Consider the following 25,407-nt stretch of genomic DNA (forward strand, 5'->3'; position numbering starts at 1 on the left):
CAGGGCAGCCGTAGCAGGAGCCATCGCCGACACGTCTGCGGAAGACGAACAAGAGGGAACGACGACATGACCGACACCTCTCGCAAACCGACCACCTCCGACTCCGGCGCCCCGGTGGAGAGCGACGAGCATTCGCTCACCGTCGGGCCCGGCGGGCCGATCCTGCTCCAGGACTCCTACCTGATTGAGCAGATGGCCCAGTTCAACCGCGAACGCATCCCCGAACGCCAGCCGCACGCCAAGGGAAGCGGTGCCTTCGGCACGTTCGAGGTGACCGCGGACGTCTCCCGGTACACGAAGGCCGCACTCTTCCAGCCCGGCGCCACGACCGACCTGGTCATCAGGTTCTCCACCGTCGCGGGGGAGCGGGGCAGCCCGGACACCTGGCGGGACCCGCGCGGCTTCGCGGTGAAGTTCTACACCAGCGAAGGCAACTACGACATGGTGGGCAACAACACCCCCGTGTTCTTCGTGAAGGACCCGATGAAGTTCCAGCACTTCATCCGGTCGCAGAAGCGCCGTGCGGACAACAACCTCCGCGACCACGACATGCAGTGGGACTTCTGGACCCTCTCGCCGGAGTCGGCCCACCAGGTCACGTGGCTGATGGGCGACCGGGGCATCCCGCGGACCTGGCGCCACATGAACGGCTACACCTCGCACACGTACATGTGGATCAACGCCGAGGGCAAGCGGTTCTGGGTGAAGTACCACTTCAAGACCGACCAGGGCATCGAGACGTTCACGCAGCACGAGGCCGACCAGATGGCCGCCGCGGACACGGACTACCACACGCGTGATCTCTTCGAGCACATCCGCGACGGGGAGTACCCGAGCTGGACGCTGAAGGTCCAGATCATGCCGTACGAGGACGCGAAGGACTACCGGTTCAACCCGTTCGACCTGACCAAGGTGTGGCCGCACGGCGACTACCCGCTGATCGAGGTCGGCCGGATGACGCTGGACCGCAACCCCACGGACAACCACGCCGAGATCGAGCAGGCGGCCTTCCAGCCGAACAACTTCGTCCCCGGCATCGGCCCGAGCCCGGACCGCATGCTGCTGGCCCGGCTGTTCAGCTACGCGGACTCGCACCGCTACCGCATCGGCGGCAACTACCAGCAGCTCCCCGTCAACGCCCCCGTCGTCCCGGTGCACACGTACTCCAAGGACGGGGCGATGGCGTACCGGAAGACCACCGACCCGGTCTACGCCCCGAACTCCAAGGGCGGCCCGGCGGCCGACACGGAGCGCTACGGCACCCCGCCGAGCTGGTACGCCGACGGTGACATCACCCGGGCGGCCTACGTCGACCATGCCGAGGACGACGACTGGGGGCAGGCGGGCACCATGGTCCGTGAGGTCCTGGACGACGCCGCGCGGGACCGGCTGGTGGACAACATCGTCGGCCATCTGCTGAACGGTGTGACCGAGCCGGTGCTGAAGCGGGCGTTCCAGTACTGGTCGAACGTCGACAGCACGCTCGGCAAGCGCGTCGAGCAGGGCGTCCGCGCGAAGGCGGACGAGAAGGACCCCAAGGCGGCGGAGCAGGGCAACCCCGCGCGCTCGTCGATGCAGCGCAAGGCCTGAAGCCTCAGCCTCTGGGCCGCGCCCCCGCTCGGGACGGCGCGGGCCCGGGGCCCCAGCAGGCCCGCATCCCGTCCACGGCGGGGTGCGGGCCTGCTCACCCATGTGCCGGGGCCACGCACTCGGTCGTCCTGGGGCCCTGGGACCCCAGGAGAGCCGCGCTCGTCCCTGGTTCTATGCTGGCCGCGATCGCAGGGGGCGACGATGCGGCGATACGACTGGTACGGCGGCGAGGAGTCCGAGCGGAACCCGGACGCCGAGGCCGAGGCGCTCAGGGCGAAGGTGCACGCCGGTCTCGCGGGGAGCTGCGGGCTGTTGGTGCTGTTGGCCGTCGCCGCGGTGGTGGCTCTGGTGGTCGTGGTCGTGGGGCCGGTCTGGGCTTTCCTGTCCGGGCGTGCGTGATCCGGCCGAGGTGGATTGCCCGGCAGCCGCCACGGCGGCCCGCCCCCTCGGTACGGAATCACTCCGTACCGGTACGGGATCGCTCAGTGCTGGATCAGGCCGCCGACCGGGACGGGCGCCACGTGCCCGGAGGGCGGCAGGGTCCGCGCCAGGGCGAGCCCGACGTCCACCAGTGACGACCGGCGCAGGCGGGCGACCTCGGGCAGCGGGGTCCACACCGGCTCGACGGTGTCGCCGTTCGGCTCCGGCCGCAGCCGGCCGCCGGTGACGCGTACGTGATAGAAGACCCCGACGTTCTGCAGCTCGGGCGCACCGGGCCGGCGGCGCTCGCCCTCCGGAACCACCCGTGAGTCCAGGCCGAGCAGCCGCTCGACCACCGCCTCCAGGCCGGTCTCCTCGGCGACCTCCCGGATCACCGCGTCGTACGGGTCCTCCGCGTGCTCGACCCCACCGCCCGGGAGGGTCCACGCCCTCTCACCGCCCGGACCCACGGCAAGCGCGAGCAGTACCCGCCCGTCCTCGATGCACACCGCGTACGCGGCCAGTCGCCGATCCATGCGGGGAGGTTGTCCCCGGCCTGCGGGACCCCCTCCACCGCTCAAGATCATCGCCATGCAGAATGACCCGTATGTCGATAACGAACACTCCCCGGGCGGCCACGCTCGATGACGCCCCGGAGATCAGCCGCACCCTGGCCCGCGCCTTCGCCGACGACCCGATGATGGGGTGGTTCTTCCCTGGAGGCGCCTCGCGCGAGCCCGACCTGGTCCGTTACTTCACCACGATCTTCACCCGGCAGTACGGCCTTCACGGGGTGTGCGAGCGCACCGCGTCGGCGGCCGCGTTCTGGGTGGCGCCGGAGGGGCAGGAGAAGGCCGTTCCGGACGCGGAGACCGTCGCGGAGCTGGAGGAGATCCTGGGCGACCGGGCGCCCCTGTTCCGGGAGGCCGTCGAGGCCGCCGCCCAGCAGGGGCCCAAGGAACCGCACTGGTACCTCGCGGTCGTCGGCGCGGACCCGGCCGCCCGGGGCCAGGGGCACGGGGCGGCGCTGCTGCGCTCCGGGCTCGCCAAGGCGGACGCGGCGGGCCTGCCGGTCTACCTGGAGTCCTCCAAGCCCGACAACCTGCCGTTCTACGAGCACTTCGGCTTCACCGTGCTCGGCGAGGCCCGGCTGCCGGGCGACGGCCCGCTGCTGTGGGTGATGCGGCGCGAACCCGTCTCCTCCGGCCGGTAGCCGGACGACGGCGGCGAGGAGCCCCGGGACGCGTCCCGGGGCTCCTCGCCGCGTGGTGCTGGACCGGGGGACGGTGATCTCGGCCGGGTCCCCGCCCGCCAGGAGCTACGTCGCCCTCTCCGTCAGGCGCGAGCGCTGTACCAGGACGTGCATCCGTAGCTCTTCTTGCCCTTCATGACGCATCCCCGGACCTTGAGCTTCGAGTTCTCCTTGAGGTTCTTCGTCTTCTGCTTCTTGGCGGGAGCCGTCTTCCCCGCCGTGCTGATGTCGATGACGATCTTGCCGGTGGATACCTGCTTCACCTGGCCGCGAATGGCATACCCGTCCCTGACGAAATCGTTCAGGTACAGCGTGTCGCCGAGGTGGCTGCCCGGCGCGAGGTCGTTGGACCAGAACACGGTTCCGATGTCCTCGACGCCGTGATAGAGCCTGAGGAGCCGGTCGTTCTTGTCCTTGAGGTCTGCGCTCTTCCACGTGAGCCTGGGAGCCGCGTGGGCGGTGGGGGCGGTGAGGGCGAAACCCGACAGTGCTGCGACGACCACGGCGGTCACGGCGGTGGCACGTCGGGTGGCCTTCATTTTCCGCATGCTGTTCCTCTCGTGCTCCAGGGAAATTCACCCCCGCGCCGAGGCGCTCAAGTCCCGTTCTCGCGCAGGGGTGTTGGGCGTAAGTTTGCCAAGACTTTACGTACGGGGCAACGGCGACATGCCGCACCGGCCCACCCGGCCGCGACCGCGGCCCTCACTCTCCGTCGAGAGGCGCGCTCAGCTCGCCGCCCACGTCTCCGGCGCCCACACCCCCGACCGCTTCAGCGACGCCGGGCAGTGGCGGAAGATCTCGTCGATCTCGACGACCAGGGCGAGCTTCGGGCGCTGGCCCTTCACCGTCATCGCGTCGAAGAACGGGGCGTCCGTGACGAGGTGGGCCCGGCCGTTGACGCGCAGGACGTCCATCGCACCGGGTATCAGGTAGAGCAGGCCCACGCGCGGGTTCGCCAGGATGTTGTGGAAGCTGTCCGCACGGCGGTTGCCCGGGCGGTCGGGGAGGGCGATGGTGCCCGGGTCCAGGACGTGGGTGAAACCGGGGGCGCCGCCGCGCGGGATGGCGTCGCAGTTCCCGGCCGCGTCCGACGTGGCCATGGTGCAGAGCGGCGAGCGGGCCAGCAGGTCCAGGTCGTCCTCGGTGAGCCGGTCGTGGACCTTGTCGATGACGATCGGGTGCGGGGTGCCCAGGAGCTCGCGCAGTTCGTCCGCCGAGCCCAGGGGCACGGCCCCGGCCAGCGGACCGGTGGCGGGGGTGACGGGGGCGGCGGCGTACGACAAGGAAGTGCTCCGGAGCTCGTGGGGTGCGGCAGCGCGTGGTCGAACAGGCGCTGTTAGGGTGACCTTACTTTGGGACCCCTTGTGTTCCCCGTCCGGGGTGGACCGGCCGACGAGGGCGTCACCCGTGCCCTGGGGGAAGCCCCCGGCGCCGACGAGCAAGGGTTGAGGAACGAACAGTGCACCACCGCATTCCCGCCGCCCCGGTGACCGGGTCGTGAGCGGCCCGGCCCTCCTGGCGAAGGAGAAGCCGTCGGGCGGCGGCAAGGAGACGCGGCGCAAGCGCAGCCGGCCCGTACTCGCGCTCGGGCTGCTCGCCGCCCTCGCCGTGCTCTTCCTCACCGTCGTCGCCAGCCTCGCCGTCGGCTCCGGCGACGTGCCCTTCCGGGACGTCGTCGACGGGGTCCTCGACCCGGACACCTCGGTCAAGGGCCAGCTCATCGTCCAGGAGGTCCGCATCCCGCGCACCGTCGCCGGCCTGCTCGCGGGCGCCGCCCTCGGCCTCGCGGGCACGGTGATGCAGGGCGTCGCCCGTAACCCCCTCGCCGACCCCCAGCTCCTCGGCATCAACGCGGGCGCGTCCGTGGCCGTGGTGTGCTCGATCACCCTGCTCGGGTTCACCGCCGCCACCCAGTTCATCTGGTTCGGCTTCCTCGGCGCGCTGCTCGCCGCCCTCCTCGTGTACGGGGTCGGCTCGCTCGGCCGGGAAGGCGCCACCCCGGTCAAGCTGGCGCTGGCGGGGGCCGCGACCGCCGCCGTCCTCACCTCGGTCACCAGCGCGATCCTGCTCCAGGACCGGGGGAGCTACGACCAGTTCCGGTTCTGGCAGCTCGGGGCGCTGAACGCCCGGTCCTCCGAGGTGCTGTGGCAGGTCTCGCCGTTCATCGCGGCCGGTGTCGTCCTCGCGCTGGCCCTCGGTCCGCAGCTCAACGCCCTCTCCCTCGGCGACGACCTGGCCCGCGGCCTCGGCCAGCGGGTCGGGACCATCCGGATGGTGTCCGCCCTCGCCGTGGTGATCCTCTGCGGCGCGGCCACCGTCGTCGCCGGGCCCGTCGGCTTCGTCGGGCTCGCCGTACCGCACGCCGCCCGGCTCATCACCGGCCCCGACTACCGCTGGGTGCTCCCGTACAGCATGGTGCTCGCCCCGGTCATGCTGCTCGTCGCCGACATCGTCGGCCGGGTCATCGCCCGCCCGGGAGAGGTCCAGGTCGGCGTGATCACGGCCGCCATCGGCTGCATCCCGTTCATCTGGCTGGTCCGGCGCAGGAAGCTGGTGGAACTGTGAGCCGGCCGACCCCCGTCGCCGAGGACGCCGCCCGCGCGGACAAGGAGCGGCTCGCCGACGCCGTACGCCAGGTGTCCGCCGTACGCGGCCGGAGCCTGCGGCGCTCCGTCGTCGTCGGCGCCGCCCTGCTGGCCGCCGTCATCGTCATGCTCGGCGTCTCGCTGAGCTTCGGCGACATGGTGATGCCGGTCGGGAAGGTCGTCGCCACCCTGTTCGGCGGCGGCGACGGCGGATCGCGGTTCGTCGTCCTGGAACTGCGGCTGCCCCGCGCCCTCCTCGCGATCCTCGTCGGCGCGGGATTCGGCCTCTCCGGAGCCGTCTTCCAGACCGTCCTGCGCAACCCCCTCGCCAGCCCCGACCTCATCGGCATCAGCGCCGGGGCCAGCGCGGTCGCCGTCACCGCCGCCCTGCTCTTCCAGGTCAGCGGACTCGTCCTCTCCGCGAGCGCCCTCACCGGTTCCCTGGTCGCCGGTGCGGCCATCTACCTGCTCGCCTGGCGGCAGGGCATCGCCGGCCAGCGTCTGGTCCTCGTCGGGATCGGCGTCGGCATGGGTCTCTCCAGCATCGTCTGGTACGTGATGGCCCGCTCCGAGGTCACCGACGCGCAGGAGGCGTTCCGCTGGCTCGCGGGCAGCCTCAACGGCCGTTCCTGGAGCCAGGTGTGGCCGCTGCTCATCGCCCTCGGCGTCCTCGTCCCGCTCACCGTCCTCGCCGCCCACGCGCTGCGCCCTCTCCAGCTCGGGGACGACGCCGCCGCCGGGCTCGGCGCGAAGGTCGAGGGCGGGCGGCTCGCCCTGCTGGGCTGCGCGACCGCGCTCGCCGGGGTCGCGACCGCCGCCGCCGGACCCGTCGGGTTCGTGGCGTTCGTCGCCGCCCCGATCGCCCGCCGCCTGGTCCCGGGCCGGGGCGCGGCCCTGCCGCAGGCGGCCCTGACCGGGGCCCTGCTGGTCCTGGTCGCCGACTTCGCGGCGCAGCACGCGCTGCCCTCCGTACAGCTGCCGGTGGGCGTGGTCACCAGCATCATCGGCGCCCCGTACCTGCTCCTGCTCCTGGCCCGCGCCAACCGCGTGGGCGGCGGGGGCTGAGATGAAGAAGGCCCCGTCCATGGCGACGTATCGAGAAGACGACGACGAAAGGCGTGGCCCCCTCGTGGCCGATCACACCCTGGAAGCCCGGGACGTCCGGCTCGGTTACGGCGACCGCGAGATCGTCCCCGGCCTGAGCGTGGCGGTGCCGCCCGGGAGGATCACCGTCATCGTCGGCCCCAACGCCTGTGGCAAGTCGACGCTGTTGCGGGCGATGGCCCGGCTGCTGGCACCCTCCGCCGGGGCGGTGCTCCTGAACGGCCGGTCCATCCAGGAGACGCCGACCAAGGAGGTCGCGGCCGTGCTCGGAATCCTGCCGCAGAGCCCCACCGCCCCCGAGGGCATCACCGTCTCCGACCTGGTCGGGCGCGGCCGCTACCCGCACCAGGGCTGGTTCCGCCGCTGGAGCGCCGAGGACGACGAGGCGGTCGCGGCGGCCCTGCTGTCGACGGACGTCCTCGAACTCGCCGACCGTTCCGTGGACGAGCTGTCGGGCGGTCAGCGCCAGCGGGTGTGGATCGCGATGGCGCTGGCCCAGCGCACCGACATCCTGCTGCTCGACGAGCCGACGACCTTCCTGGACGCCAGCCACCAGCTGGACGTCCTGGACCTGCTCACCGACCTCAACCGCGAGCAGGGCGTCACCATGGTGGCCGTGCTGCACGACCTCAACCTGGCCTGCCGGTACGCGGACCACATGATCGCCATGAAGGCGGGCCGGATCGTCGCGGAGGGCCGGCCGGTCGACATCGTCACGGAGGAGCTGGTCGGCGAGGTCTTCGGCATGCGCTGTTCGGTGATCGAGGACCCGGCGTCGGCCACCCCGATGGTCGTGCCGCTGGGCCGCCACCACGTGAAGGACCCGGCCGCCTGAGTCGCGTACGGAACCGGGGGACCCACCCGATGGCACCGTTGTCATTAGGTGAGGCTAACCTAAAGGGCATGAACGCTTCCGCTTCCCGCGCCCGGCGCCCCCGCCGCACCCCCCTCCTCGCGGCCGGTGCTGTCGCCGCCCTGCTCGTCGGCCTCTCGGCCTGCGGTTCGTCGGACGGTTCCGACAGCTCCGCCTCCTCCGCCTCCGAAGGGGCCTCCGCGGGCGCCTTCCCCGCGAAGGTGGCGACGAAGTTCGGCGAGGTCTCCGTCGACAAGCAGCCCAAGCGCATCGTCGCGCTCGGCTGGGGCGACGCCGAGACCGTGCTCGCGCTCGGCGGCCAGCCGGTCGGGGCCAGCGACTGGCTGCCGTTCGGCGGCGAGGGCGTCGGCCCGTGGGCCAAGGGCATGTACGACAAGAAGCCGGAGCTGATCGGCACGATGGAGCCGGAGTTCGAGAAGATCGCCTCCCTCCAGCCGGACCTGATCCTGGACACCAAGTCCAGCGGCGACCGGACCCGCTACGACACCCTGAAGAAGATCGCCCCGACCGTGGGCGTGCCCAAGGGCGGCGACCAGTACAAGATCTCGTGGGAGCAGCAGACCACGATGATCGCCGCCGCCATGGGCGTACCGGAGAAGGGTGAGGAGCTGATCGCGGAGACCGGGAAGAAGTTCGAGGCCGCCGCGAAGGCCCACCCCGAGTTCCAGGGCAGGACCATCACCGTCGGTTCGCGTACCTCCGAGGGCTTCGGCGTCTACGTCGGTGGCACCGGGCGCATCGACTTCGTCGAGCGGCTCGGCTTCAAGAACAACCCGAAGGCCGAGGCCCAGGCCGGCGAGGGCTTCTCCGTGTCCGTCTCCAAGGAGAACTTGGACATGCTCGACGCGGATCTGACGGTCATGACCCCGATCGGCATCCCGGCCACCGACATCAGCGGCGACCCGCTGTACCGGGCGGTCCCGTCGGTGAAGGCGGGCAACGACATCGTCTTCGACGACAAGGACATCTCGCAGGCGTTCGCCACGGACTCGGTCCTGTCCGTCTCGTACGCGCTGGAGAAGGTCGTGCCGCTCTTCGCGGAGAAGGTGGCGAAGTAGTACCGGACGCCCCGCGCGCCCCGTCCCCGGGAGAACCGGGTGCGGGGCGCTGCTGTGTGACGGGCGGACGCGCTCGGCGGCCGGGGGCGTCAGGCCGCCGGGGCCGCGGCCTTGATCGCGGAGATGTCGAAGGTCAGCTTCACCTTGTCGCTGACCATCACGCCGCCCGTCTCCAGTGCGGCGTTCCAAGTCAGGCCCCAGTCGGAGCGCAGGATGTCGGCGCTGCCCTCGAAGCCGACGCGCTCGTTGCCGTACACGTCGGTGGCGGAGCCGTGGAACTCCAGGTCGATGGCGAGCGGCCGGGTGACGTCCTTGATGGTCAGGTCGCCGGTGATCCGGTACGCCTCGCCGCCCAGCTGCTCGGCCTTCGTCGAGCGGAACGTCATCAGGGGGAACTTCTCGGCGTCGAAGAAGTCGCCGCTGACCAGGTGGCCGTCACGGTCGGCGATGCCGGTGTCGACGCTGGCGATCTTCACGTCGATGGATGCGGAGGAGTTCGCCGGGTCCGTGCCGTCCAGCACCAGGGTGCCCTCGTGCTCGCCGAAGGAACCCCGCACGTTCGTGACCATCGCGTGACGCACGGTGAAACCGATGCTGCTGTGCGAGGGGTCGATGGTGTACGTGCCGGTCAGGGCGGCCAGCGCCGGGTCCACCGCGGGAGCCTCGGTGACGGTGGGGGCGGCGGTCGACTTACGGGTGAACAGAGCCATGGCTCCTCCTCGGGGATGCGCTACGGGGGACGGATCGAGCGGCGCCGAAGGTTTTGTTCAACCTTCAACGAGTTCGACTGTAACCCCATCTAGTTCAAAGTTCAACATCTGGCGCTTCCCGGCAGGGCCGCGCCTCTCCGGCCGGGTGTGCGGAGGGAGGGGGTGGCGGGGCGCCCCCGTGTCGCCCTCTGGCGGACGCGCGTAGAACTCGGGCACTATCACCCTGACCGGCGTGCGCGGCCCGCCCGTGCGGCCCTTGATTTGTCATGAACAGGAGGAATTCTCCATGGTGACCCGTCCCCGACTCCGCTCCGCCCTCACCGCCCTGGCTCTCGTCCTCGGCGCCCTCTTCGTGCCCGGCATCGGCGCGTTCGGCGGCGGCGCCACCGAGGCGCACGCCGTGACCAAGCTGACCCACGCGCAGGCGACCTCCCGGTTCAGCTCGTCCGGGATCACCTGGTCGTCCTCCGGTGGCTGTTCCGACCGGTCCAACCCGACCTGCACGTCCTTCGACCAGCTCAACCTGGCGAGCGCCCAGGGGGCGCAGACCCTCAAGAGCGCCACCGGCTGCGCGCTCAGGATCACCGGCGGCACGGAGACCGGGCACGCCGGCGGTACGTACTCCCACTGGAACGGCTACAAGCTCGACTTCGCCAAGAGCACCTGCCTGAACAACTACGTCACCGGCGTCTTCACCTACATCGGCGTACGGGGCGACGGCGCGCGCCAGTACCGGTCCGGCTCCGGCAACATCTACGCGGACGAGGGCAACCACTGGGACGTCACGTACTACAACTGCGGCGGCTGCTGACCCGGCCGACGGCCCGGGGTCGTCCCGCACCGGGGCGGCCCCGGGCCCTCCGCGCCTACGGGATCGGGTCGGCGTCCGGGCCCTCCTGCTCCAGCAGGTCCCGGGCGAAGGCCTCCCACTGCGCGTACCGGTCAGGGTGCGCTGACCGCTGGACCGCCTGGCACACGTCGCCGGGCTCCATCGACTCCCAGCCGCCGATCTGGAGCAGCCCCGGATTGGCGCTGGGCGAGGGCAGCCCGTAGAAGGACTTCGACGCCGTCGGTACGTGGGTGATCTGCGCCGGCGTGCCCCAGCCCATGCTGGGGCGCTGCTGGAAGACCCCGAGCGAATCGTGGTCGACCGGAGACGTGTAGTTGACGAACTTCGACTCCTGCATGGCCGTCATCAGCGCGATGACCTGGGCCTCCTCGGGCAGCTCCGCACCCTTGCCGACGCCGATGACCGTCCGGGCGTGGGCGAGCTGCTCCGGGCCGAGGTCGGTGGGGGCGGCGAAGAACACCCGCAGCTCGCTGTCCGGGGCCGCCCTGAGCAGCTGCGCGGTGGCGGTGTCCACCCGGCCGGTCGGGGGCAGGCCGTAGCTCTGCTGGAAGGCGCGCAGGCCGTGCGCGCCGGGCGCCTGCGGGGCGGGGGACGGCGGTGGGGCGGGGTCGGCGTGCGCCGGAGCCGCTGCGGTGAGCAGGAATCCGGCGGCGGCCGCCGCGAGCACGCGGCGGGGGAGTCGGTTCATTCGCATACGGAACCGTCCCGGGGCGCCGGAGCGAAGTCAAGAACGCCACACAGCATGTCAATTGATGAGGTATCGGATGGACCCGCACGTGTCGTCCCGGGCATGCGCCCCCGCCCCCGCCCGAGGCGACAGGGGCGGGGGCGCGGGCGTACATGCCTACCGGGCAGGCGTCAGGAGCCCACGCTCACCGTGAAGCGACGCGGGTTCCCGTCGTGCGCCGCGCCCGACACGTCCGGCTCACCGTCCGGGCGGACGTCGTCGTACGGGAACGCGTAACCGATCGGGCTGTTCGCGTGGACCACCCGGGACCAGTGGTTGGTGACCGGCCCCTTGTAGTAGTCCGCCGCTGACGTGCCGTTCGGCTGGCTCGGGTGGCTCAGCATGATCGAGCGGTTGAAGCCCGCCGCCAGCCGGGCCAGGATCGCCTTCTTGTCGTCGGAGTCGCCCGGGTTGTTGGTGAACGGGCCGTGGTTGCAGGTGAAGATGTCCTTCGTCTCCGGCTTGACGAAGGTGTGGCCGCCCTCGAAGGTCAGCGTGTCGCCGCTGACCCGGCCGGCCAGCGTGCCCCGGCCGCCCTGGAGGTCGATGCGCAGGTCCTCGGAGCGGTACTTCTCCCAGACCTCGTCGATCTGCGCGGTGAACAGGTCCCGGAACGGCATCTCGGCGGGCCGGTCGAAGTACGGGGCCATGACGTTCTGCGGCGAGACGACCCGCAGGACGCTGCCGTCGCCGCTCCGGGTGATCAGCTTGTCCCACGGCTGCCCGTCGGCGGCGGCCTGGGCGGTAAGGTCGTCCGCGATCCGCCGCACCGCGTCCTCCGGGTGCGGCGCGACGACGTGCGTCCCGTCGCCCTCCAGCGTGATCCCGATCGGCAGGGCGGTGATCAGGTCCACGTAGCTGATGTTGGAGTACAGCTGCTGCGTGTTGAAGGTGAACTCGCAGAACGACCAGGTGCGCCCGTAGTTGGGATCCGTGGGCGTCGCGAACGCGGGCTCCACCAGTGAGGGGCCCGGGTTGAGGTAGAAGTCCAGCTTGTCGTCGCGGACGAAGTAGGCCCGCGCCCCGTACATCTGCGGCAGGGTCAGCACGACCGGACCCGCGCCCGCGGCCTTGAGCGGGATCGCGCAGTCGACGGGCAGCGGGGTCTGCGGGGCGCCGGGCGAATCCGGGCGGTAGACGCCGCCGTCCGGCTTGAGCAGCACCCAGCGGTCGGTGCCCAGCTCGCGGCCGGTCACATACGCGTACACCGTGCCCGGCAACGACTTGTTCTCCAGGGCCAGTTCACAGGTCGCGGGGGCCGCCGAGGCGCGAGGGCTCAGTGCGGTGCCCCAGGCGGGGTACGTGAGCGCCGCGGCCGAGGCGGCGGCGCCGGTCAGAAACATTCGGCGTGAGATCACGGAGGTACTCCCGAGGTGGTGGGGGGCCGCAGGCGGGTGGTGGGGGGGTGGCGTGGGGAGGGTCTTGACCGTGGGGGTGCCTGCGGTGCGCACCACTCTCGCGAGGCGCGGAACGAGCGTCAAGACATGTGACTGAGAGCGCTCTCAAAAATGCGGAGTCTTCACAACTCGACGTCTCGAAGCGGTACTTGCCGGAACCGAGCGGGTGCGAACCGTGACCGCCCGGGGACGCCGGCGGCCAAGAGGTGAAGACGGCCCCGGCCGGCCCCGCACCGTCCTGACTTGGACTAACGCACCGGGGTTGTTGGACGGAGTCGGCCCCCGGGCCCGAAGTTCGTTGACGGTGTCCGGACACGGCGACTACTCAGGGGCCATGTCGCCAAGATTCCCTCGCCCCGGCCTGGTCGCCGCGGCCTCAGCAGCCGTGCTGGCGCTCAGCGGGACCGCGCTCCCTGCCGCAGCCGCCGATCCGTCCCCCTCCCCGGCCGGGGCGGCGGAGTCCGGTGGATCCGCCGTCATCGGATCCGGCCCGCTCGCCGTCGCCGTCGCCGACGACTTCCCGCGCGTCCTGTCGTACACCGACCGGACGAGCGGCGAACGGCTGCTCGGCAGCGTCCGGCCGGTCACCGCCGTCACCCTCAACGGGACCGCCCGCCCGGTGAAGCTCAAGGGCAAGCCGAAGGTCACCCGCTCCGCCGCCCGCTACACCCTCGCCTTCGACTCCCTGCCGGGGGTCGAGATCGACGCCTCGCTCACCGTCTCCGGACGGGCCACCACGTTCAAGGTGACCGCGGTCCGCGACACCGCCGCGTTCCGGGTCGGGACCATCGACATCCCCGGGCACGACCTGATCTCGGTCGGGTCCGCCGAGGCCGGGGCCGCCACCGCGTTCACGAGGCTCGACCCGGACTCCACCCGCACCGCCGACGTCTTCGCGGAGGTCACCGGGGAGACCAAGCCCGACACCGCGCCCGTCGGGGCCAGTTACGCGATCCTCAACAACGGCGCACTCGCCGCGGCGATCGAGTCCAACTCCTCGTACGACAAGCCCGCCGGGGCCACCGGCGGCGACGACGCCCGCTTCTGGCACCAGGCGCGCGCCGAGCAGGGCGGCGGCGTCCGGGTCGGCGTCTGGTCCGGCCAGTGGACCTACCGGGGCGAGGGCGCGCCGAAGCCCGAGAGCGGCGAGAACCTGCCGTGGGCCAAGGTCGTCGTCACCCCCGACGCCAACGGCGACAAGGCCGTCGACTGGCAGGACGGGGCCGTCGCCTTCCGTGCCATCGGCATCACCGCGCCCGGCAGCGAGGACACCGCGAAGCGGGTCGTCACCCACATCCCGTTCAACTTCGCCAGCCAGGCCACCCACCCGTTCCTGCGCACCCTGGACGACGTCAAGCGGATCTCGAAGGCCACCGACGGCCTCGGCCAGCTCGCCGTCCTCAAGGGGTACGGCTCCGAGGGCCACGACTCCGCCCACCCGGACTACGGCGGCAACTACAACAAGCGCGCCGGCGGGCTGAAGGACCTCAACACCCTGCTGAAGCAGGGGAAGAAGTGGGGTGCCGACTTCGGGGTCCACGTCAACGCCACCGAGTCCTATCCGGAGGCCAACGCCTTCTCCGAGCAGCTCGTCGACAAGACCAGGCCCGGCTGGAACTGGCTCAACCAGAGCTACTACATCGACCAGCGCCGCGACATCAACAGCGGCGACCTGGCGAAGCGCTTCCAGCAACTGCGCGACGAGACCGACGAGAACCTCGACTTCCTCTACATCGACGTCTACTACAGCCACGGCTGGATCGCCGACAAGACGATCCAGGCCGTGCAGAAGCAGGGCTGGACCGTCGGCACCGAGTGGGCCGACAAGTTCGAGCGCGCCTCCCTCTGGTCGCACTGGGCCAACGACCTCAACTACGGCGGGGCCACCAACAAGGGCCTGAACTCGCAGATCATCCGGTTCATCCGCAACGGCGAGAAGGACATCTGGAACAACCACCCGGTCCTCGGCCAGAGTGCTCTGGAGGACTTCGAGGGCTGGACCGGCGAGACCGACTGGAACGCGTTCACCGCCAACATCTGGCAGAAGAACCTGCCCGCGAAGTACCTCCAGCAGCAGCGGATCACCCGCTGGGACGGCAACGACATCACCTTCACCGGCGGGGTGCGCGGCACGGTCGAGGACGGCAAGCGGACCTTCTACGACCAGGGCCGCAAGGTGCTCAGCGGCACCGACTACCTGCTGCCGTGGGACGGCGGCAAGAAGCATTACCACTACAGCGAGACCGGCGGCTCCAGCACCTGGGAGGTGCCCGGCAAGGGCGCGTACACCCTCTACAAGCTGACCGACAACGGCCGCGAGAAGGTCACCACCGTCCGCCCCGAGGCCGGGCGGATCACGCTGACCGCCGCCGCCGGACAGGCCTACGTCCTCTACCCCGACCGTGCGCCGAAGGACGCGCCGGCCGCCTGGGGGAAGGGGACCGGGCTCAAGGACCCCGGCTTCAACGACCGTGACCTGAAGGGCTGGAAGAAGACCGGCACCGCCGTCCGCGACACCGACGAGCAGGGCCGCAACAGCGCCGGACTCTCCGGCCCGGACCCGGCCGCGCTCTCCCAGACCGTCACCGGACTCAAGCCCGGCAAGCGCTACACCGCCTCCGCCCTGATCGAGGTCGAGCCCGGCGAGAGCCGCCGTACGGTGCTGAGCGCCGGGGGTGCGTCGGTGGCCGTCGAACGCTCCACGGCCGAGGACTTCGTCGCCGCGTCCGACTGGCACGGCACGTCCTTCCAGCGCGCCAAGGTCAACTTCACCGCCCCGGCGGGCGGCCGCACCACCCTCCGTATCGAGGCTGCGGGCGGCAGCACGGCGAAGGTCCGCGCCGACGACGTACGGATCGTCGAGAACGCCCCCGCGACCCGCGCCGGCACGGTGGCGTACGAGGACTTCGAGGCCGTCGACCAGGGCTGGGGCCCCTTCCTCAAGGGCGACGCGGGCGGCTCCACCGACCCCCGCACCAGCATCTCGCAGCTCCACGCCCCGTACACCCAGTCGGGCTGGAACGGGAAGCTCGTCGACGACGTGCTCGGCGGGAAGGAGTCGCTGAAGTCCCACGAGGAGAACACCGGCCTCGTCTACCGCACCGCCCCCTGGACCGTCCCGATGAAGGACGGCCACCGGTACGAGGTCGCGTTCGACTACCAGTCCAGCCACGCCGGGGCCTACAGCTGGGTGGAGGGCTACGACCGGGTCGCCGACGGCAGGGCCTCCTCGACCGAGACCCGGGCCACCCCGGTCGGGCAGCAGCGCACCACCGGGCGGTTCAGCCGGACGCTCACCGCGGGCTGCGGCGACACCTGGACCGGGCTGCGGAAGCTGCCCGGAGCGCCCAAGGGCGCGGACTTCGTGCTCGACGGCTTCACCGTGACCGACCTCGGACCGGCCCCCGCAGGGCAGGAGGCCGTCTGCGGCACGCTCGACGTGGCCGCCGACGCCGAGACCCTGGAGCCGGGGGCCCCGAACACGGTGAAGGCGACCTTCGGCAACGACGAGGCGAGCGCCGCCACCGGCGTGAAGCTGGCGCTCACCGTGCCCGAGGGCTGGAAGGCCGAGCCCGTGGGCCCGGTCGCCTTCGACTCGGTCGCCCCGGGCGCGAAGGCCACCGGCAGCTGGCGGGTCACCCCGCCGGTCGACGCCCCCTACGACACGTACCCGCTGGACGCGGAGGCCACGTACACCGTCGGGGGAGCGGCCAGGGCGCTCGGCGCGGGAACCTCCGTCCGCACGCTCCCGCCGCCGCCCACCGTGGACAGCTGGGCCGGCGACCTCGACTGGACCGCCGCGCAGAACGGCTGGGGCCCGGTCGAGCGCGACCGCTCCAACGGGGAGTCAGGGGCCGGTGACGGTGGCCCCCTGAAGATCGGCGGTGTCGTCTACGCCAAGGGCCTGGGCACGCACGCCCCGGCGAGGATCCGCTACTACCTGGGCGGGAAGTGCACCTCCTTCACCGCCGAGGTGGGCGTGGACGACGCCCAGGCCACCCGGGGCACCGTGCGGTTCTCGGTCACCGCCGACTCCACGGAGAAGGTGGTGTCACCCGTGCTGGGGGCGGCCGACCCGGCCTGGAAGCTCACGGCCGACGTCTCCGGCGCGAAGTACGTCGAGCTGGTCGTCCAGGACGGCGGGGACGGCAACGGCAACGACCACGCCGACTGGGGCGATGCCCGCTTCCACTGCGGGAGTTGACCCCCGAAGCCGATACGGGGGAGGGGCGGCGCCGGGGGACCGGGGCCGCCCCTCCGGCGTGGGGCGCGGGCCCTGCGGCATACTGCGGGGAGAGCGGGGCCCGGCGCACGGGCTTCACGTACCGTTCCCCCGCCTGTGGTTCAGCGCACATCCTCGTCTTTGTTGAGTTCATACAGCGCGGCGCGGCGTTTCGCTGGTGGATCGGGTGCTCGGTGCCGCGGTTCTGTTCATTCCCACCACGAAACCGGGCAGGAGACTGTACGGAGTCGACGGCACGAATTCTGGGTCGGTGTTCGTAGGGTCAGTACATGACCGTTGTGGACGAAACCCAGGGTGAGCCGAACGACACCCGAGGCCGGGTGGCCGAACTGCTGGCCCTGCGCGAGCAGGCGCGGCGCGGACCGAGCGAGCGGGCGACCGAGGCGCAGCACGCCAAGGGGAAGCTGACCGCGCGCGAGCGGATCGAGCTGCTGCTGGACCCGGGTTCGTTCCAGGAGGTCGAGCAGCTGCGCCGGCACCGTGCGACGGGCTTCGGCCTGGAGGCGAAGAAGCCGTACACCGACGGTGTCATCACGGGCTGGGGCACGGTCGAGGGCCGCACGGTCTTCGTCTACGCGCACGACTTCCGGATCTTCGGCGGGGCGCTGGGCGAGGCCCACGCCACGAAGATCCACAAGATCATGGACATGGCCATCTCGGCGGGGGCCCCGCTGGTCTCCCTGAACGACGGTGCCGGGGCCCGTATCCAGGAGGGCGTCTCGGCGCTCGCGGGCTACGGCGGCATCTTCCAGCGCAACACCCGGGCGTCCGGGGTGATCCCGCAGATCAGCGTGATGCTCGGCCCGTGCGCGGGCGGCGCGGCCTACAGCCCGGCGCTCACCGACTTCGTGTTCATGGTCCGTGAGACCTCGCAGATGTTCATCACCGGACCGGACGTCGTGAAGGCGGTCACCGGCGAGGAGATCACGCAGAACGGCCTCGGTGGCGCGGATGTGCACGCCGAGACCTCGGGCGTCGCGCACTTCGCGTACGACGACGAGGAGACCTGCATCGCCGAGGTCCGCTACCTCATCGGGATGCTGCCCTCCAACAACCGCGAGAACCCGCCGACGGCCCCGAGCGACGACCCCGCCGACCGGCGCGGCGACGTCCTGCTGGACCTGGTCCCGGCCGACGGCAACCGCCCGTACGACATGCACAAGGTGATCGAGGAGCTCGTCGACGACGGCGACTACCTGGAGATCCACGAGCGCTGGGCCCGCAACATCATCTGCGCGATGGCCCGCCTGGACGGCCAGGTCGTCGGCATCGTCGCCAACCAGCCGCAGGCGCTGGCGGGCGTGCTGGACATCGAGGCCTCCGAGAAGGCCGCACGCTTCGTCCAGATGTGCGACGCCTTCAACATCCCGATCATCACCCTTCTGGACGTCCCCGGCTTCCTGCCGGGCGTGGACCAGGAGCACGGTGGGATCATCCGCCACGGAGCGAAGCTGCTCTACGCCTACTGCAACGCCACCGTGCCGCGGATCTCGCTGATCCTGCGGAAGGCCTACGGAGGCGCGTACATCGTCATGGACTCCCAGTCCATCGGGGCCGACCTCACCTACGCCTGGCCCACCAACGAGATCGCGGTGATGGGCGCCGAGGGCGCGGCCAACGTCATCTTCCGCCGGCAGATCGCCGACGCCGAGGACCCCGAAGCCATGCGCACCCGCATGGTCAAGGAGTACAAGGCCGAGCTGATGCACCCCTACTACGCGGCCGAGCGCGGCCTCGTCGACGACGTCATCGACCCCGCCGAGACCCGCGAGGTGCTCATCGCCTCGCTCGCCATGCTCCGCAACAAGCACGCCGACCTGCCGTCCCGCAAGCACGGCAACCCCCCGCAGTAGTCATTCCTCGCCGCGGCGCGATCCGCCGCACGGTCCTTGACATCCTGCCGAGAAGACGGAGACACCCCACCATGAGCCTGACGTCCGCCGAGTCCGTCCTGCGCGTCGAGAAGGGTCACGCCGACCCCGAGGAGCTGGCGGCCATCACCGCCGTCCTGATGGCCCGCGCCGCCGCCCAGCCCGCCGCCCCCGCCCACCGTGGCCGCGACACCGCCGGATGGCGCCGCCTGGAGCGCACGCCGGGCTTCCGCGCACCGCACAGCTGGCAGGGCTGACCGCCCGCGAGCCCGACGTGGAAGGGCCCCGCACTCCTGGAGTGCGGGGCCCTTCCACGTCGTGTGCCGGAGCCTCAGCGCAGCCGCGCCATCAGGGCGTGCTCGACCAGCGTGATGAGCGCGCTCTTGGCGTCCGCGCGGTGGCGGGCGTCCGTCGTCAGGATCGGGGTGTCGGGCCCGATCTGGAGTGCCTCGCGTACTTCGTCGGGGGTGTAGGGCTGGTGTCCGTCGAAGCCGTTGAGGGCGATGACGAAGGGCAGTCCGCTGTTCTCGAAGTAGTCGACGGCGGGGAAGCAGTCGGCGAGGCGGCGGGTGTCGACGAGGACGACGGCGCCGATGGCGCCGCGGACCAGGTCGTCCCACATGAACCAGAAACGGTCCTGACCCGGTGTACCGAAGAGGTACAGGATCAGGTCCTGGTCCAGGGTGATGCGTCCGAAGTCCATGGCCACCGTCGTGGTGGTCTTGTCCCCGGTGTGGGTCAGATCGTCGATGCCCGCCGAGGCGGACGTCATCACGGCTTCGGTGCGCAGCGGATTGATCTCCGAAACGGCACCGACAAACGTGGTCTTACCCACGCCGAAGCCCCCTGCCACCACGATCTTCGCCGAGGTAGTGGAGCGGGCCGCTCCGCCGCTAGAGCTTGCGAAGTCCACTGAGCACCCTTTCGAGCAGTGTCACATCTGGCTGGCCGCCGGCGGCCTCGTCGCCGCCGGGCTGATGGATAGCGACGAGTCCGGCCTCGGCCAGGTCGGCGACGAGGATCCGGGCAACGCCGAGGGGGATCGAGAGAAGGGCCGAGATCTCGGCGACCGACTTGATCTCGATGCAGAGCCGGCAGATCCGCTGGTGCTCGGGCAACTGCCCTTGCAGCCGGGACAGATCGGCCGTGGTGCTGACCAGCGCCTCGATGGCGAGCTGGTAACGCGGTCGGGTCCGGCCGCCGGTCATGGCGTACGGACGGACCAGCGGGTTGTGCGCGGCGGGCTCGGGAGCCCGCCGCTGCTGCACCGGCTGAACGCGCGGCTGGTGGGGCGCGTCGTACCGCTGGGGCTGCTGCGGCCACCCCGCCCCCGGCTGCTGCGGGGACCACTCGGACCCCTGGGCGCCGTGAGCACCGTGCTGCTGCTGTGGGTGCTGCGGCTCCTGGTATGGCTGGTACTGGCCGGAGCCCTGCCCGCCAGGTGCGGCACGGAAGCCGAAACGGTTGTCACCGTGCTCACCCGGAATCCTCTGGTCACCGCTGTAAGGGTGCCCGCCTGTGGGTGCTGCCACGTTTCCTCCTCCGACTGCCGGTCACCGGTCCCCGTGGGGCCGCGCCACCGCACTTTATGGCGCGGTGGCGAGAAACGCACTGTCTGTCTGCTAGTTAAGAAGACTTCCCTGGAGCTCGGCGCGGAGATCCGGCGTCAGAACACTTCCCGCGCGGTCCACCAGAAGGGCCATTTCGTACCCAACCAGACCGATATCGGCGTCCGGGTGAGCCAGAACAGCGAGTGAGGATCCATCGGAAATGGACATGATGAAGAGGAATCCACGCTCCATCTCCACAACCGTCTGATTCACGGCGCCGCCCTCGAAGATCCGGGAGGCGCCCGCGGTCAGCGACGTCAGACCGGACGCGACGGCCGCCAGCTGGTCGGCGCGGTCGCGCGGGAAACCCTCGGACATCGCCAGCAGGAGGCCGTCGGCGGAGACCACCACCGTGTGCGACACCCCTGGGGTGTTGTCCACGAAGTTGGTGATCAACCAGTTGAGATTCTGCGCCGCCTGGCTCATCGGGCTCACACTAACGCTCCTGGTTGTAGGTGGTACTGGTGTCCGTACCCTCGCTGCGTCCCCGCTGGACCCCTCGCCGCAGGTTGCTCAACCTGCCGCGGACGTCCTCGGGCGCGCGGGAGACCTGGGGGCCGCCCTGCTGGGTCTGCTCCGCCGTGCCCTCGACCAAGTTGGCCTTGGGTACGCGCCGGGGGAGGCCGGAGGGGGTGATTCCGCCCGCCTTCGGCTCACGGAGCTTCTCGGCCCGCTCCCAGCGCTCGTCGTTCGTCGAACGCCAGTCGTCGGTGCCGTCCCCGTCCGTCTGCGGGTCCTGCCGCTGTTCCTGCCGCGGCTGGGGCCCCGGGGCCGGATCGGGCTGGTCGTTGCCGCGGCCACCGGGGCCGGGCTGCCAGTGCTGCTGACCGCCTCGGCGCGGCAGACCGGCTTCGGTCAGCTCGTGGCCGACGTTCGGGGTGGGTCCCGGACGTTCGAAGCCTACGCGTTCCGAAGGCTCCGCGGGCGCGCTCGGAACAGATTCCGATTCGGCGGGAGCAATCGGCTCATATGCGTGTCCGAATCCGCTCTGAACAGGCCAGTCATCCTGGTGGGACGGGTCCGGCGAGTCCGCGTACGGGGCGGCGTACTGGCCCTGCTGGGCATGCTGATCGGCATATGCCGATTCCGGGAAACCGTCTCCCGGGTGCTGCTGACCCTGCTGCGGCTGCTGATCCTGCTGCGCGTAACCGCCCTCGGCGCCGTACTGCTGCTGCTCGTACGTTCCCTGGTACGGCTGCTGCGGCTGCTGCTGCCCGTACTGGCCCTGGCCGTAGCCATCGTCGGCGTAACCCTCCTGCCGCTGCCCCTCGTACGGGTCGCCCTGGTACGACTCCGGCGCGTAGCCCTGCTGGTCCGGGGAGGTGCCCCCGAACGGGCCGCCCGGGCCCGTCTGGGCCTCCAGGGCCGCCCTGCGCTCCTCGCGCATCAGCGAGCGGTTGACCGGGTCCAGCTGACCAGGGTCCGCCGGGGCCTCGTAGCGCGAGTCGTCGAAGCCGAGCTCCGCCGCCGTCCGCATCGGGGCCTGCCGCGGCGTCGGCTCGAAGGCCTGCTGCTGCTCGGGAATGATCGAGGAGACGGTGAAGTCGTCCTGGCCGCCGCCCGGTTCGCCACCGCCACCGTGGGTGATGGCGTCCGGCAGCATGACCAGCGAGGTGGTCCCGGCCTGCTCGCCCGAGGGGCGCAGCTGGACCCGGATCCCGTGCCGGTCGGCGAGCCGGCCGACCACGAACAGGCCCATGCGCTGCGACACCGCGGCGTCCACGGTCGGCGGGTTGGCCAGCTTGTGGTTGATGTCGGCGAAGTCCTCGGCGGTGAGGCCGATGCCCTTGTCGTGGATCTCGACCATGACGCGGCCGTCGGGCAGCCGGGTCGCGGTGACCTTGACCTTGGTCTGCGGCGAGGAGAACGTGGTGGCGTTCTCCAGCAGCTCGGCCAGCAGGTGCACGAGGTCGGTGACGGCCTGGCCGTGGATCTCGCTCTCCGGCACACCGGTCAGCTGGATGCGCTCGTAGGACTCCACCTCGGAGGAGGCGGCCCGCAGGACGTCCACCAGCGGAACCGGCTGGTTCCAGCGGCGGCCGGGCTCCTCGCCCGCGAGGACGAGGAGGTTCTCGCCGTTGCGGCGCATACGGGTGGCCAGGTGGTCCAGCTTGAAGAGGCTCTCCAGCTGGTCCGGGTCGGCCTCGTTGTTCTCCAGGTCGGTGATGAGGGTCAGCTGGCCCTCGATGAGCGACTGGTTGCGGCGCGAGAGGTTCGTGAAGATCGCGTTGACGTTGCCCCGCAGCATGGCCTGCTCGGCGGCGAGCCGGACGGCCTCACGGTGCACCTGGTCGAAGGCGCGGGCGACCTCGCCGATCTCGTCCTGCGTGGTGATCGGGATCGGCTGCACCCGGGTGTCGACCCGGCCCGGGTCGGTGCGGGAGAGCTGGTCGACGAGGGAGGGCAGCCGCTGCTCGGCGATGGAGAAGGCGGCGGTACGCAGCTGACGCATGGAGCGGCTCATCTGGCGGGCCATGAGCCCGGCCAGGATGAAGGCGGCCAGCAGCGCGATGACGACGATGAGCCCGTTGACGATGGCGTCGGTCTTGGCGTCGGCGGAAATGCTCGCGGCCTCGTCCACCGCCTTGGTGACCAGCTCCTCCTCGACGGTGGCGTACCCCTCGAACTTCGCGGTCGCCGCCGCCATCCAGCTCGCGGGCGTGATGCCCTTGGCCGCCAGCTCCTCGGGGTCCTGGCCCTTGCCGATCTCGCGGGCCATGCCGTCGAAGACCGAGCCGTCGATGCTCGGAGGCGCCACGAAGGGCTCGCCCGCGGCTTCGGCCTGCTCCTTGGCCGCCTTGAGCTGCTTGGCGCCCTCGGCGGCCTGGCCGGCCATCACCTGCTTGAGACGGTTGACGTCGGCCTGGGTGCCGCCGGAGTTGAACTCGCCCAGCGCGATCTGCTCCAGGTAGTTGTACGAGCCGAAGGCCTTGACCTGTTCGTCGTACGTGCCCGGCTTCTTGCTCGGGCGCACCAGCAGGTGCGTGCCGATCGAGCGCTGAAGCGATTCTGCAGCCTTGGACAGCTCGATCGCGTAGACGGTACGGCCGTAACTGGTGATGTTGCCGGTGCCGAGGCCGAGCTCGTTGGCGAACTGCATCAGGGAGTGCTGGACCTGGGTGTAACCCTCTTCGGTCTTCACCGGGTCCAGGGCCCCCGCGTAGGCGGCCTTGCGCAGCTCGGGAAGTTTGGGCTCCTCGGCCTTGAAGAGCTTCAGACGGCGCTCCAGGCCGGGCTTCGCCGGCATGCCCTCCACCGCGGCGTCGAACTTCCGCGCGGCCTCGTCGGTGGTGGCCCGGGTCTGCTCGACCACATCGGCGTCACGGTCGCCCGAGAGCAGCGGTTCCGCGGTGAGGTCCCGCTCGTTCAGGAGCGCCTGTCCGTAGTCGGACGCGGCGCGCACGACGACCGCGATCCTCTCCGCGTCCTGCGCCTCGCTCCAGGTGTCGATGGAGCCCTTCACCTGGAAGCCGCCCATGACGAGGCCGACCAGCACCGGGATCAGGAGGATCGCGTTCAGCCGGGTGGCCACACGCCAGTTGCGCGGGGACATCCGGCTGGTGCTGCCAGCACCGGCGCGCTCCGTCCCGGACGCGTCCGCAGGGGACGCCACAGCGCGCGACGGCGGGGTGAAGTTGCCCCGCTCAGGCTGCGCCGCGGAGCCCTCGTTGCTTCGCCTCACTCGACCAACAACCTCTCGGCGTCGGCACCTACGCTGTGCCGGATTATTCGTTCAGGGCCGTACTACTGGGGAGTTCGTCGAATTGCAGCACGGGGACCGGTCCCGTTCCAAACAGTCGGAACGGGCGATTCCGAGTGGCCCAGACCTCAGATAAAACGGGCATAAAGAGCGAGCCCCGTCAAAAGACGGGGCTCATGTGAGCGCAGTGGCACCGAATGGATGCGTCGGGTGGCGACGTGGAGTCAATTCTCTGTCGAAACGTTATGAACACGGGGGCGGATCGTGTCGGACGACACAGGCCGCCCCCGTGTGACTACGGCAACTTCCGTATGCCGATATCGACTTACGCCGGGGGGAAGAACTACTTCAGGCGTGCCATCAGCGCGTGCTCGACCAGCGTGATCAGGCCGCTCTTGGCGTCCGCGCGGTGGCGGGCGTCGGTCGTGATGATGGGCGCGTCGGGCCCGATCTGGAGTGCTTCGCGTACTTCGTCGGGGGTGTAGGGCTGGTGTCCGTCGAAGCCGTTGAGGGCGATGACGAAGGGCAGTCCGCTGTTCTCGAAGTAGTCGACGGCGGGGAAGCAGTCGGCGAGGCGGCGGGTGTCGACGAGGACGACGGCGCCGATGGCGCCGCGGACCAGGTCGTCCCACATGAACCAGAAACGGTCCTGGCCCGGTGTACCGAAGAGGTACAGGATCAGGTCCTGGTCGAGCGTGATGCGTCCGAAGTCCATGGCCACCGTCGTGGTGGTCTTGTCCCCGGTGTGGGTCAGGTCGTCGATGCCCGCCGAGGCGGACGTCATGACGGCTTCGGTGCGCAGCGGATTGATCTCCGAGACGGCACCGACGAACGTGGTCTTGCCCACGCCGAAGCCGCCCGCCACCACGATCTTCGCCGAGGTGGTGGCGCGGCCCGTACCGCCGCTAGAGCTTGCGAAGTCCACTGAGCACCCTTTCGAGCAGTGTCACATCCGGCGCGCCGCCGGCCTCTCCGTTGCCCGGCTGGTGGATGGCCACCATGCCGGCTTCCGCCAGGTCCGCCACCAGGATCCGGGCGACGCCGAGCGGCATCGACAGCAGCGCCGACACCTCCGCCACCGACTTGACCTCACGGCAGAGGTGGCAGATCCGCTGGTGCTCGGGGAGCAGCGTCCCCAGATGCGCGGGGTCTGCCGTCGTGCTGACCAGTGCCTCTATCGCGAGCTGGTAGCGCGGCCGGGTCCGGCCGCCGGTCATGGCGTAAGGACGAACCAGCGGCTGGTCGCCTTCCCCGTCGTACGACGCGTGGTGCAGTGCTCCGTACGGATCGGGTGAGGCGGGTGGCGGGGTCATGAATCCTCCGGGCGTGACAGCAGGTTCTCGGCTTGCCGTCTGCAAGGGGCCGGTGAGGGGACTAAAGCGGCCTGACGGGTGAGGGTTGTGGGCATTACCTGGG

General features: G+C 70.7%; 23 protein-coding genes. 11 read left to right on the top strand and 12 right to left on the bottom strand.

Annotated features, from left to right (window positions below; genetic code table 11):
• Positions 1 to 66 precede the first annotated feature (66 nt).
• Together PSQ21_RS26645 and PSQ21_RS26650 are read left to right on the top strand one after the other, a co-directional pair.
• On the top strand, positions 67 to 1,590 hold the full coding sequence (locus tag PSQ21_RS26645; protein ID WP_274033645.1) for a catalase: 1,524 nt from the start codon (positions 67 to 69) through the stop codon (positions 1,588 to 1,590).
• Positions 1,591 to 1,791: 201 nt separating this feature from the next.
• Positions 1,792 to 1,989 carry a hypothetical protein gene (locus tag PSQ21_RS26650; RefSeq protein WP_274033646.1) on the top strand — a complete coding sequence of 66 codons (198 nt, stop codon included), beginning with the start codon at positions 1,792 to 1,794 and terminating at the stop codon, positions 1,987 to 1,989.
• An 83-nt stretch (positions 1,990 to 2,072) separates the two neighbouring features.
• Here the strand turns inward: PSQ21_RS26650 and PSQ21_RS26655 are convergent, their stop codons facing one another.
• The gene (locus tag PSQ21_RS26655) at positions 2,073 to 2,546 is read right to left on the bottom strand and encodes an NUDIX hydrolase (RefSeq protein ID WP_274033648.1); all 474 of its coding nucleotides are present in this window, start codon (positions 2,544 to 2,546) and stop codon (positions 2,073 to 2,075) included.
• Between the two features lie 62 nt (positions 2,547 to 2,608).
• On the opposite strand from PSQ21_RS26655, the gene PSQ21_RS26660 reads away from it, so the two are divergent.
• The gene (locus PSQ21_RS26660) at positions 2,609 to 3,223 is read left to right on the top strand and encodes a GNAT family N-acetyltransferase (protein ID WP_274033650.1); all 615 of its coding nucleotides are present in this window, start codon (positions 2,609 to 2,611) and stop codon (positions 3,221 to 3,223) included.
• A 122-nt stretch (positions 3,224 to 3,345) separates the two neighbouring features.
• Here PSQ21_RS26660 and PSQ21_RS26665 read toward each other — a convergent pair whose 3' ends face one another.
• Both PSQ21_RS26665 and PSQ21_RS26670 read right to left on the bottom strand, forming a co-directional pair.
• The gene (locus PSQ21_RS26665; protein WP_274033651.1) at positions 3,346 to 3,801 is read right to left on the bottom strand and encodes a hypothetical protein; all 456 of its coding nucleotides are present in this window, start codon (positions 3,799 to 3,801) and stop codon (positions 3,346 to 3,348) included.
• Between the two features lie 186 nt (positions 3,802 to 3,987).
• Positions 3,988 to 4,545 (bottom strand): MSMEG_1061 family FMN-dependent PPOX-type flavoprotein, encoded by a 558-nt coding sequence (locus tag PSQ21_RS26670; protein ID WP_274033653.1) that lies wholly within the window; start codon positions 4,543 to 4,545, stop codon positions 3,988 to 3,990.
• 214 nt (positions 4,546 to 4,759) lie between these two features.
• Here PSQ21_RS26670 and PSQ21_RS26675 point away from each other — a divergent pair, with 214 nt between their 5' ends.
• The 4 genes from PSQ21_RS26675 (at position 4,760) to PSQ21_RS26690 (ending at position 8,883) form a co-directional block, all read left to right on the top strand.
• Positions 4,760 to 5,827 carry a FecCD family ABC transporter permease gene (locus PSQ21_RS26675; RefSeq protein ID WP_274033654.1) on the top strand — a complete coding sequence of 356 codons (1,068 nt, stop codon included), beginning with the start codon at positions 4,760 to 4,762 and terminating at the stop codon, positions 5,825 to 5,827.
• A complete protein-coding gene (locus PSQ21_RS26680; protein ID WP_274033656.1) occupies positions 5,824 to 6,912 on the top strand; it encodes a FecCD family ABC transporter permease in 1,089 nt (362 codons plus the stop codon). The genes PSQ21_RS26675 and PSQ21_RS26680 overlap by 4 nt, the downstream gene beginning before the upstream one ends.
• 19 nt (positions 6,913 to 6,931) lie before the next feature.
• Positions 6,932 to 7,786 carry an ABC transporter ATP-binding protein gene (locus tag PSQ21_RS26685; protein ID WP_274033657.1) on the top strand — a complete coding sequence of 285 codons (855 nt, stop codon included), beginning with the start codon at positions 6,932 to 6,934 and terminating at the stop codon, positions 7,784 to 7,786.
• Positions 7,787 to 7,854: 68 nt separating this feature from the next.
• A complete protein-coding gene (locus PSQ21_RS26690) occupies positions 7,855 to 8,883 on the top strand; it encodes an iron-siderophore ABC transporter substrate-binding protein (RefSeq protein ID WP_274033659.1) in 1,029 nt (342 codons plus the stop codon).
• 89 nt (positions 8,884 to 8,972) lie between these two features.
• On the opposite strand, the gene PSQ21_RS26695 is transcribed toward PSQ21_RS26690, so the two are convergent.
• Positions 8,973 to 9,593 (bottom strand): YceI family protein, encoded by a 621-nt coding sequence (locus PSQ21_RS26695; protein WP_274033661.1) that lies wholly within the window; start codon positions 9,591 to 9,593, stop codon positions 8,973 to 8,975.
• Between the two features lie 286 nt (positions 9,594 to 9,879).
• Between PSQ21_RS26695 and PSQ21_RS26700 the strand changes: the two genes are divergently transcribed.
• A complete protein-coding gene (locus tag PSQ21_RS26700) occupies positions 9,880 to 10,404 on the top strand; it encodes a hypothetical protein (protein ID WP_097871475.1) in 525 nt (174 codons plus the stop codon).
• Positions 10,405 to 10,459: 55 nt separating this feature from the next.
• On the opposite strand, the gene PSQ21_RS26705 is transcribed toward PSQ21_RS26700, so the two are convergent.
• On the bottom strand, positions 10,460 to 11,131 hold the full coding sequence (locus PSQ21_RS26705) for a peptidoglycan-binding domain-containing protein (RefSeq protein ID WP_397990634.1): 672 nt from the start codon (positions 11,129 to 11,131) through the stop codon (positions 10,460 to 10,462).
• Between the two features lie 170 nt (positions 11,132 to 11,301).
• On the bottom strand, positions 11,302 to 12,513 hold the full coding sequence (locus PSQ21_RS26710) for a glycoside hydrolase family 64 protein (RefSeq protein WP_274035954.1): 1,212 nt from the start codon (positions 12,511 to 12,513) through the stop codon (positions 11,302 to 11,304).
• Between the two features lie 388 nt (positions 12,514 to 12,901).
• On the opposite strand from PSQ21_RS26710, the gene PSQ21_RS26715 reads away from it, so the two are divergent.
• The 3 genes from PSQ21_RS26715 (at position 12,902) to PSQ21_RS26725 (ending at position 18,938) form a co-directional block, all read left to right on the top strand.
• Positions 12,902 to 16,771, top strand: a complete 3,870-nt coding sequence (locus tag PSQ21_RS26715) for an endo-alpha-N-acetylgalactosaminidase family protein (RefSeq protein ID WP_274033667.1) — start codon at positions 12,902 to 12,904, stop codon at positions 16,769 to 16,771.
• 308 nt (positions 16,772 to 17,079) lie between these two features.
• Positions 17,080 to 18,663 carry an acyl-CoA carboxylase subunit beta gene (locus PSQ21_RS26720; protein ID WP_274033669.1) on the top strand — a complete coding sequence of 528 codons (1,584 nt, stop codon included), beginning with the start codon at positions 17,080 to 17,082 and terminating at the stop codon, positions 18,661 to 18,663.
• A gap of 71 nt (positions 18,664 to 18,734) precedes the next feature.
• A complete protein-coding gene (locus PSQ21_RS26725) occupies positions 18,735 to 18,938 on the top strand; it encodes an acyl-CoA carboxylase subunit epsilon (protein ID WP_030076048.1) in 204 nt (67 codons plus the stop codon).
• Positions 18,939 to 19,012: 74 nt separating this feature from the next.
• Here the strand turns inward: PSQ21_RS26725 and PSQ21_RS26730 are convergent, their stop codons facing one another.
• The 6 genes from PSQ21_RS26730 to PSQ21_RS26755 all read right to left on the bottom strand — a co-directional run bounded on the left by PSQ21_RS26730 (position 19,013) and on the right by PSQ21_RS26755 (position 25,304).
• Positions 19,013 to 19,594, bottom strand: a complete 582-nt coding sequence (locus tag PSQ21_RS26730) for a GTP-binding protein (protein WP_014048542.1) — start codon at positions 19,592 to 19,594, stop codon at positions 19,013 to 19,015.
• Positions 19,575 to 20,213, bottom strand: a complete 639-nt coding sequence (locus PSQ21_RS26735) for a DUF742 domain-containing protein (protein WP_274033676.1) — start codon at positions 20,211 to 20,213, stop codon at positions 19,575 to 19,577. The genes PSQ21_RS26730 and PSQ21_RS26735 overlap by 20 nt, the downstream gene beginning before the upstream one ends.
• A gap of 90 nt (positions 20,214 to 20,303) precedes the next feature.
• Complete coding sequence (locus PSQ21_RS26740; RefSeq protein ID WP_006127847.1) at positions 20,304 to 20,717, bottom strand: roadblock/LC7 domain-containing protein; 414 nt, start codon at positions 20,715 to 20,717, stop codon at positions 20,304 to 20,306.
• Between the two features lie 10 nt (positions 20,718 to 20,727).
• A complete protein-coding gene (locus PSQ21_RS26745) occupies positions 20,728 to 23,973 on the bottom strand; it encodes a sensor histidine kinase (protein ID WP_274033677.1) in 3,246 nt (1,081 codons plus the stop codon).
• Between the two features lie 361 nt (positions 23,974 to 24,334).
• On the bottom strand, positions 24,335 to 24,916 hold the full coding sequence (locus tag PSQ21_RS26750; RefSeq protein ID WP_003966011.1) for a GTP-binding protein: 582 nt from the start codon (positions 24,914 to 24,916) through the stop codon (positions 24,335 to 24,337).
• The gene (locus PSQ21_RS26755) at positions 24,897 to 25,304 is read right to left on the bottom strand and encodes a DUF742 domain-containing protein (RefSeq protein ID WP_003966010.1); all 408 of its coding nucleotides are present in this window, start codon (positions 25,302 to 25,304) and stop codon (positions 24,897 to 24,899) included. Before PSQ21_RS26755 ends, PSQ21_RS26750 begins: the two co-directional genes overlap by 20 nt.
• Positions 25,305 to 25,407: the final 103 nt, after the last annotated feature.

This window comes from Streptomyces sp. MMBL 11-1 (assembly GCF_028622875.1).
Classification (GTDB): Bacteria; Actinomycetota; Actinomycetes; order Streptomycetales; family Streptomycetaceae; genus Streptomyces.

Coding starts and splice junctions, on each gene's coding strand:
- PSQ21_RS26645 (WP_274033645.1), top strand. CDS start 67: ATGACCGACACCTCTCGCAAACCGACCACCTCCGACTCCGGCGCCCCG.
- PSQ21_RS26650 (WP_274033646.1), top strand. CDS start 1,792: ATGCGGCGATACGACTGGTACGGCGGCGAGGAGTCCGAGCGGAACCCG.
- PSQ21_RS26655 (WP_274033648.1), bottom strand. CDS start 2,546: ATGGATCGGCGACTGGCCGCGTACGCGGTGTGCATCGAGGACGGGCGG.
- PSQ21_RS26660 (WP_274033650.1), top strand. CDS start 2,609: ATGACCCGTATGTCGATAACGAACACTCCCCGGGCGGCCACGCTCGAT.
- PSQ21_RS26665 (WP_274033651.1), bottom strand. CDS start 3,801: ATGAAGGCCACCCGACGTGCCACCGCCGTGACCGCCGTGGTCGTCGCA.
- PSQ21_RS26685 (WP_274033657.1), top strand. CDS start 6,932: ATGGCGACGTATCGAGAAGACGACGACGAAAGGCGTGGCCCCCTCGTG.
- PSQ21_RS26690 (WP_274033659.1), top strand. CDS start 7,855: ATGAACGCTTCCGCTTCCCGCGCCCGGCGCCCCCGCCGCACCCCCCTC.
- PSQ21_RS26695 (WP_274033661.1), bottom strand. CDS start 9,593: ATGGCTCTGTTCACCCGTAAGTCGACCGCCGCCCCCACCGTCACCGAG.
- PSQ21_RS26700 (WP_097871475.1), top strand. CDS start 9,880: ATGGTGACCCGTCCCCGACTCCGCTCCGCCCTCACCGCCCTGGCTCTC.
- PSQ21_RS26705 (WP_397990634.1), bottom strand. CDS start 11,131: ATGAACCGACTCCCCCGCCGCGTGCTCGCGGCGGCCGCCGCCGGATTC.
- PSQ21_RS26710 (WP_274035954.1), bottom strand. CDS start 12,513: ATGTTTCTGACCGGCGCCGCCGCCTCGGCCGCGGCGCTCACGTACCCC.
- PSQ21_RS26715 (WP_274033667.1), top strand. CDS start 12,902: ATGTCGCCAAGATTCCCTCGCCCCGGCCTGGTCGCCGCGGCCTCAGCA.
- PSQ21_RS26720 (WP_274033669.1), top strand. CDS start 17,080: ATGACCGTTGTGGACGAAACCCAGGGTGAGCCGAACGACACCCGAGGC.
- PSQ21_RS26725 (WP_030076048.1), top strand. CDS start 18,735: ATGAGCCTGACGTCCGCCGAGTCCGTCCTGCGCGTCGAGAAGGGTCAC.
- PSQ21_RS26740 (WP_006127847.1), bottom strand. CDS start 20,717: ATGAGCCAGGCGGCGCAGAATCTCAACTGGTTGATCACCAACTTCGTG.
- PSQ21_RS26755 (WP_003966010.1), bottom strand. CDS start 25,304: ATGACCCCGCCACCCGCCTCACCCGATCCGTACGGAGCACTGCACCAC.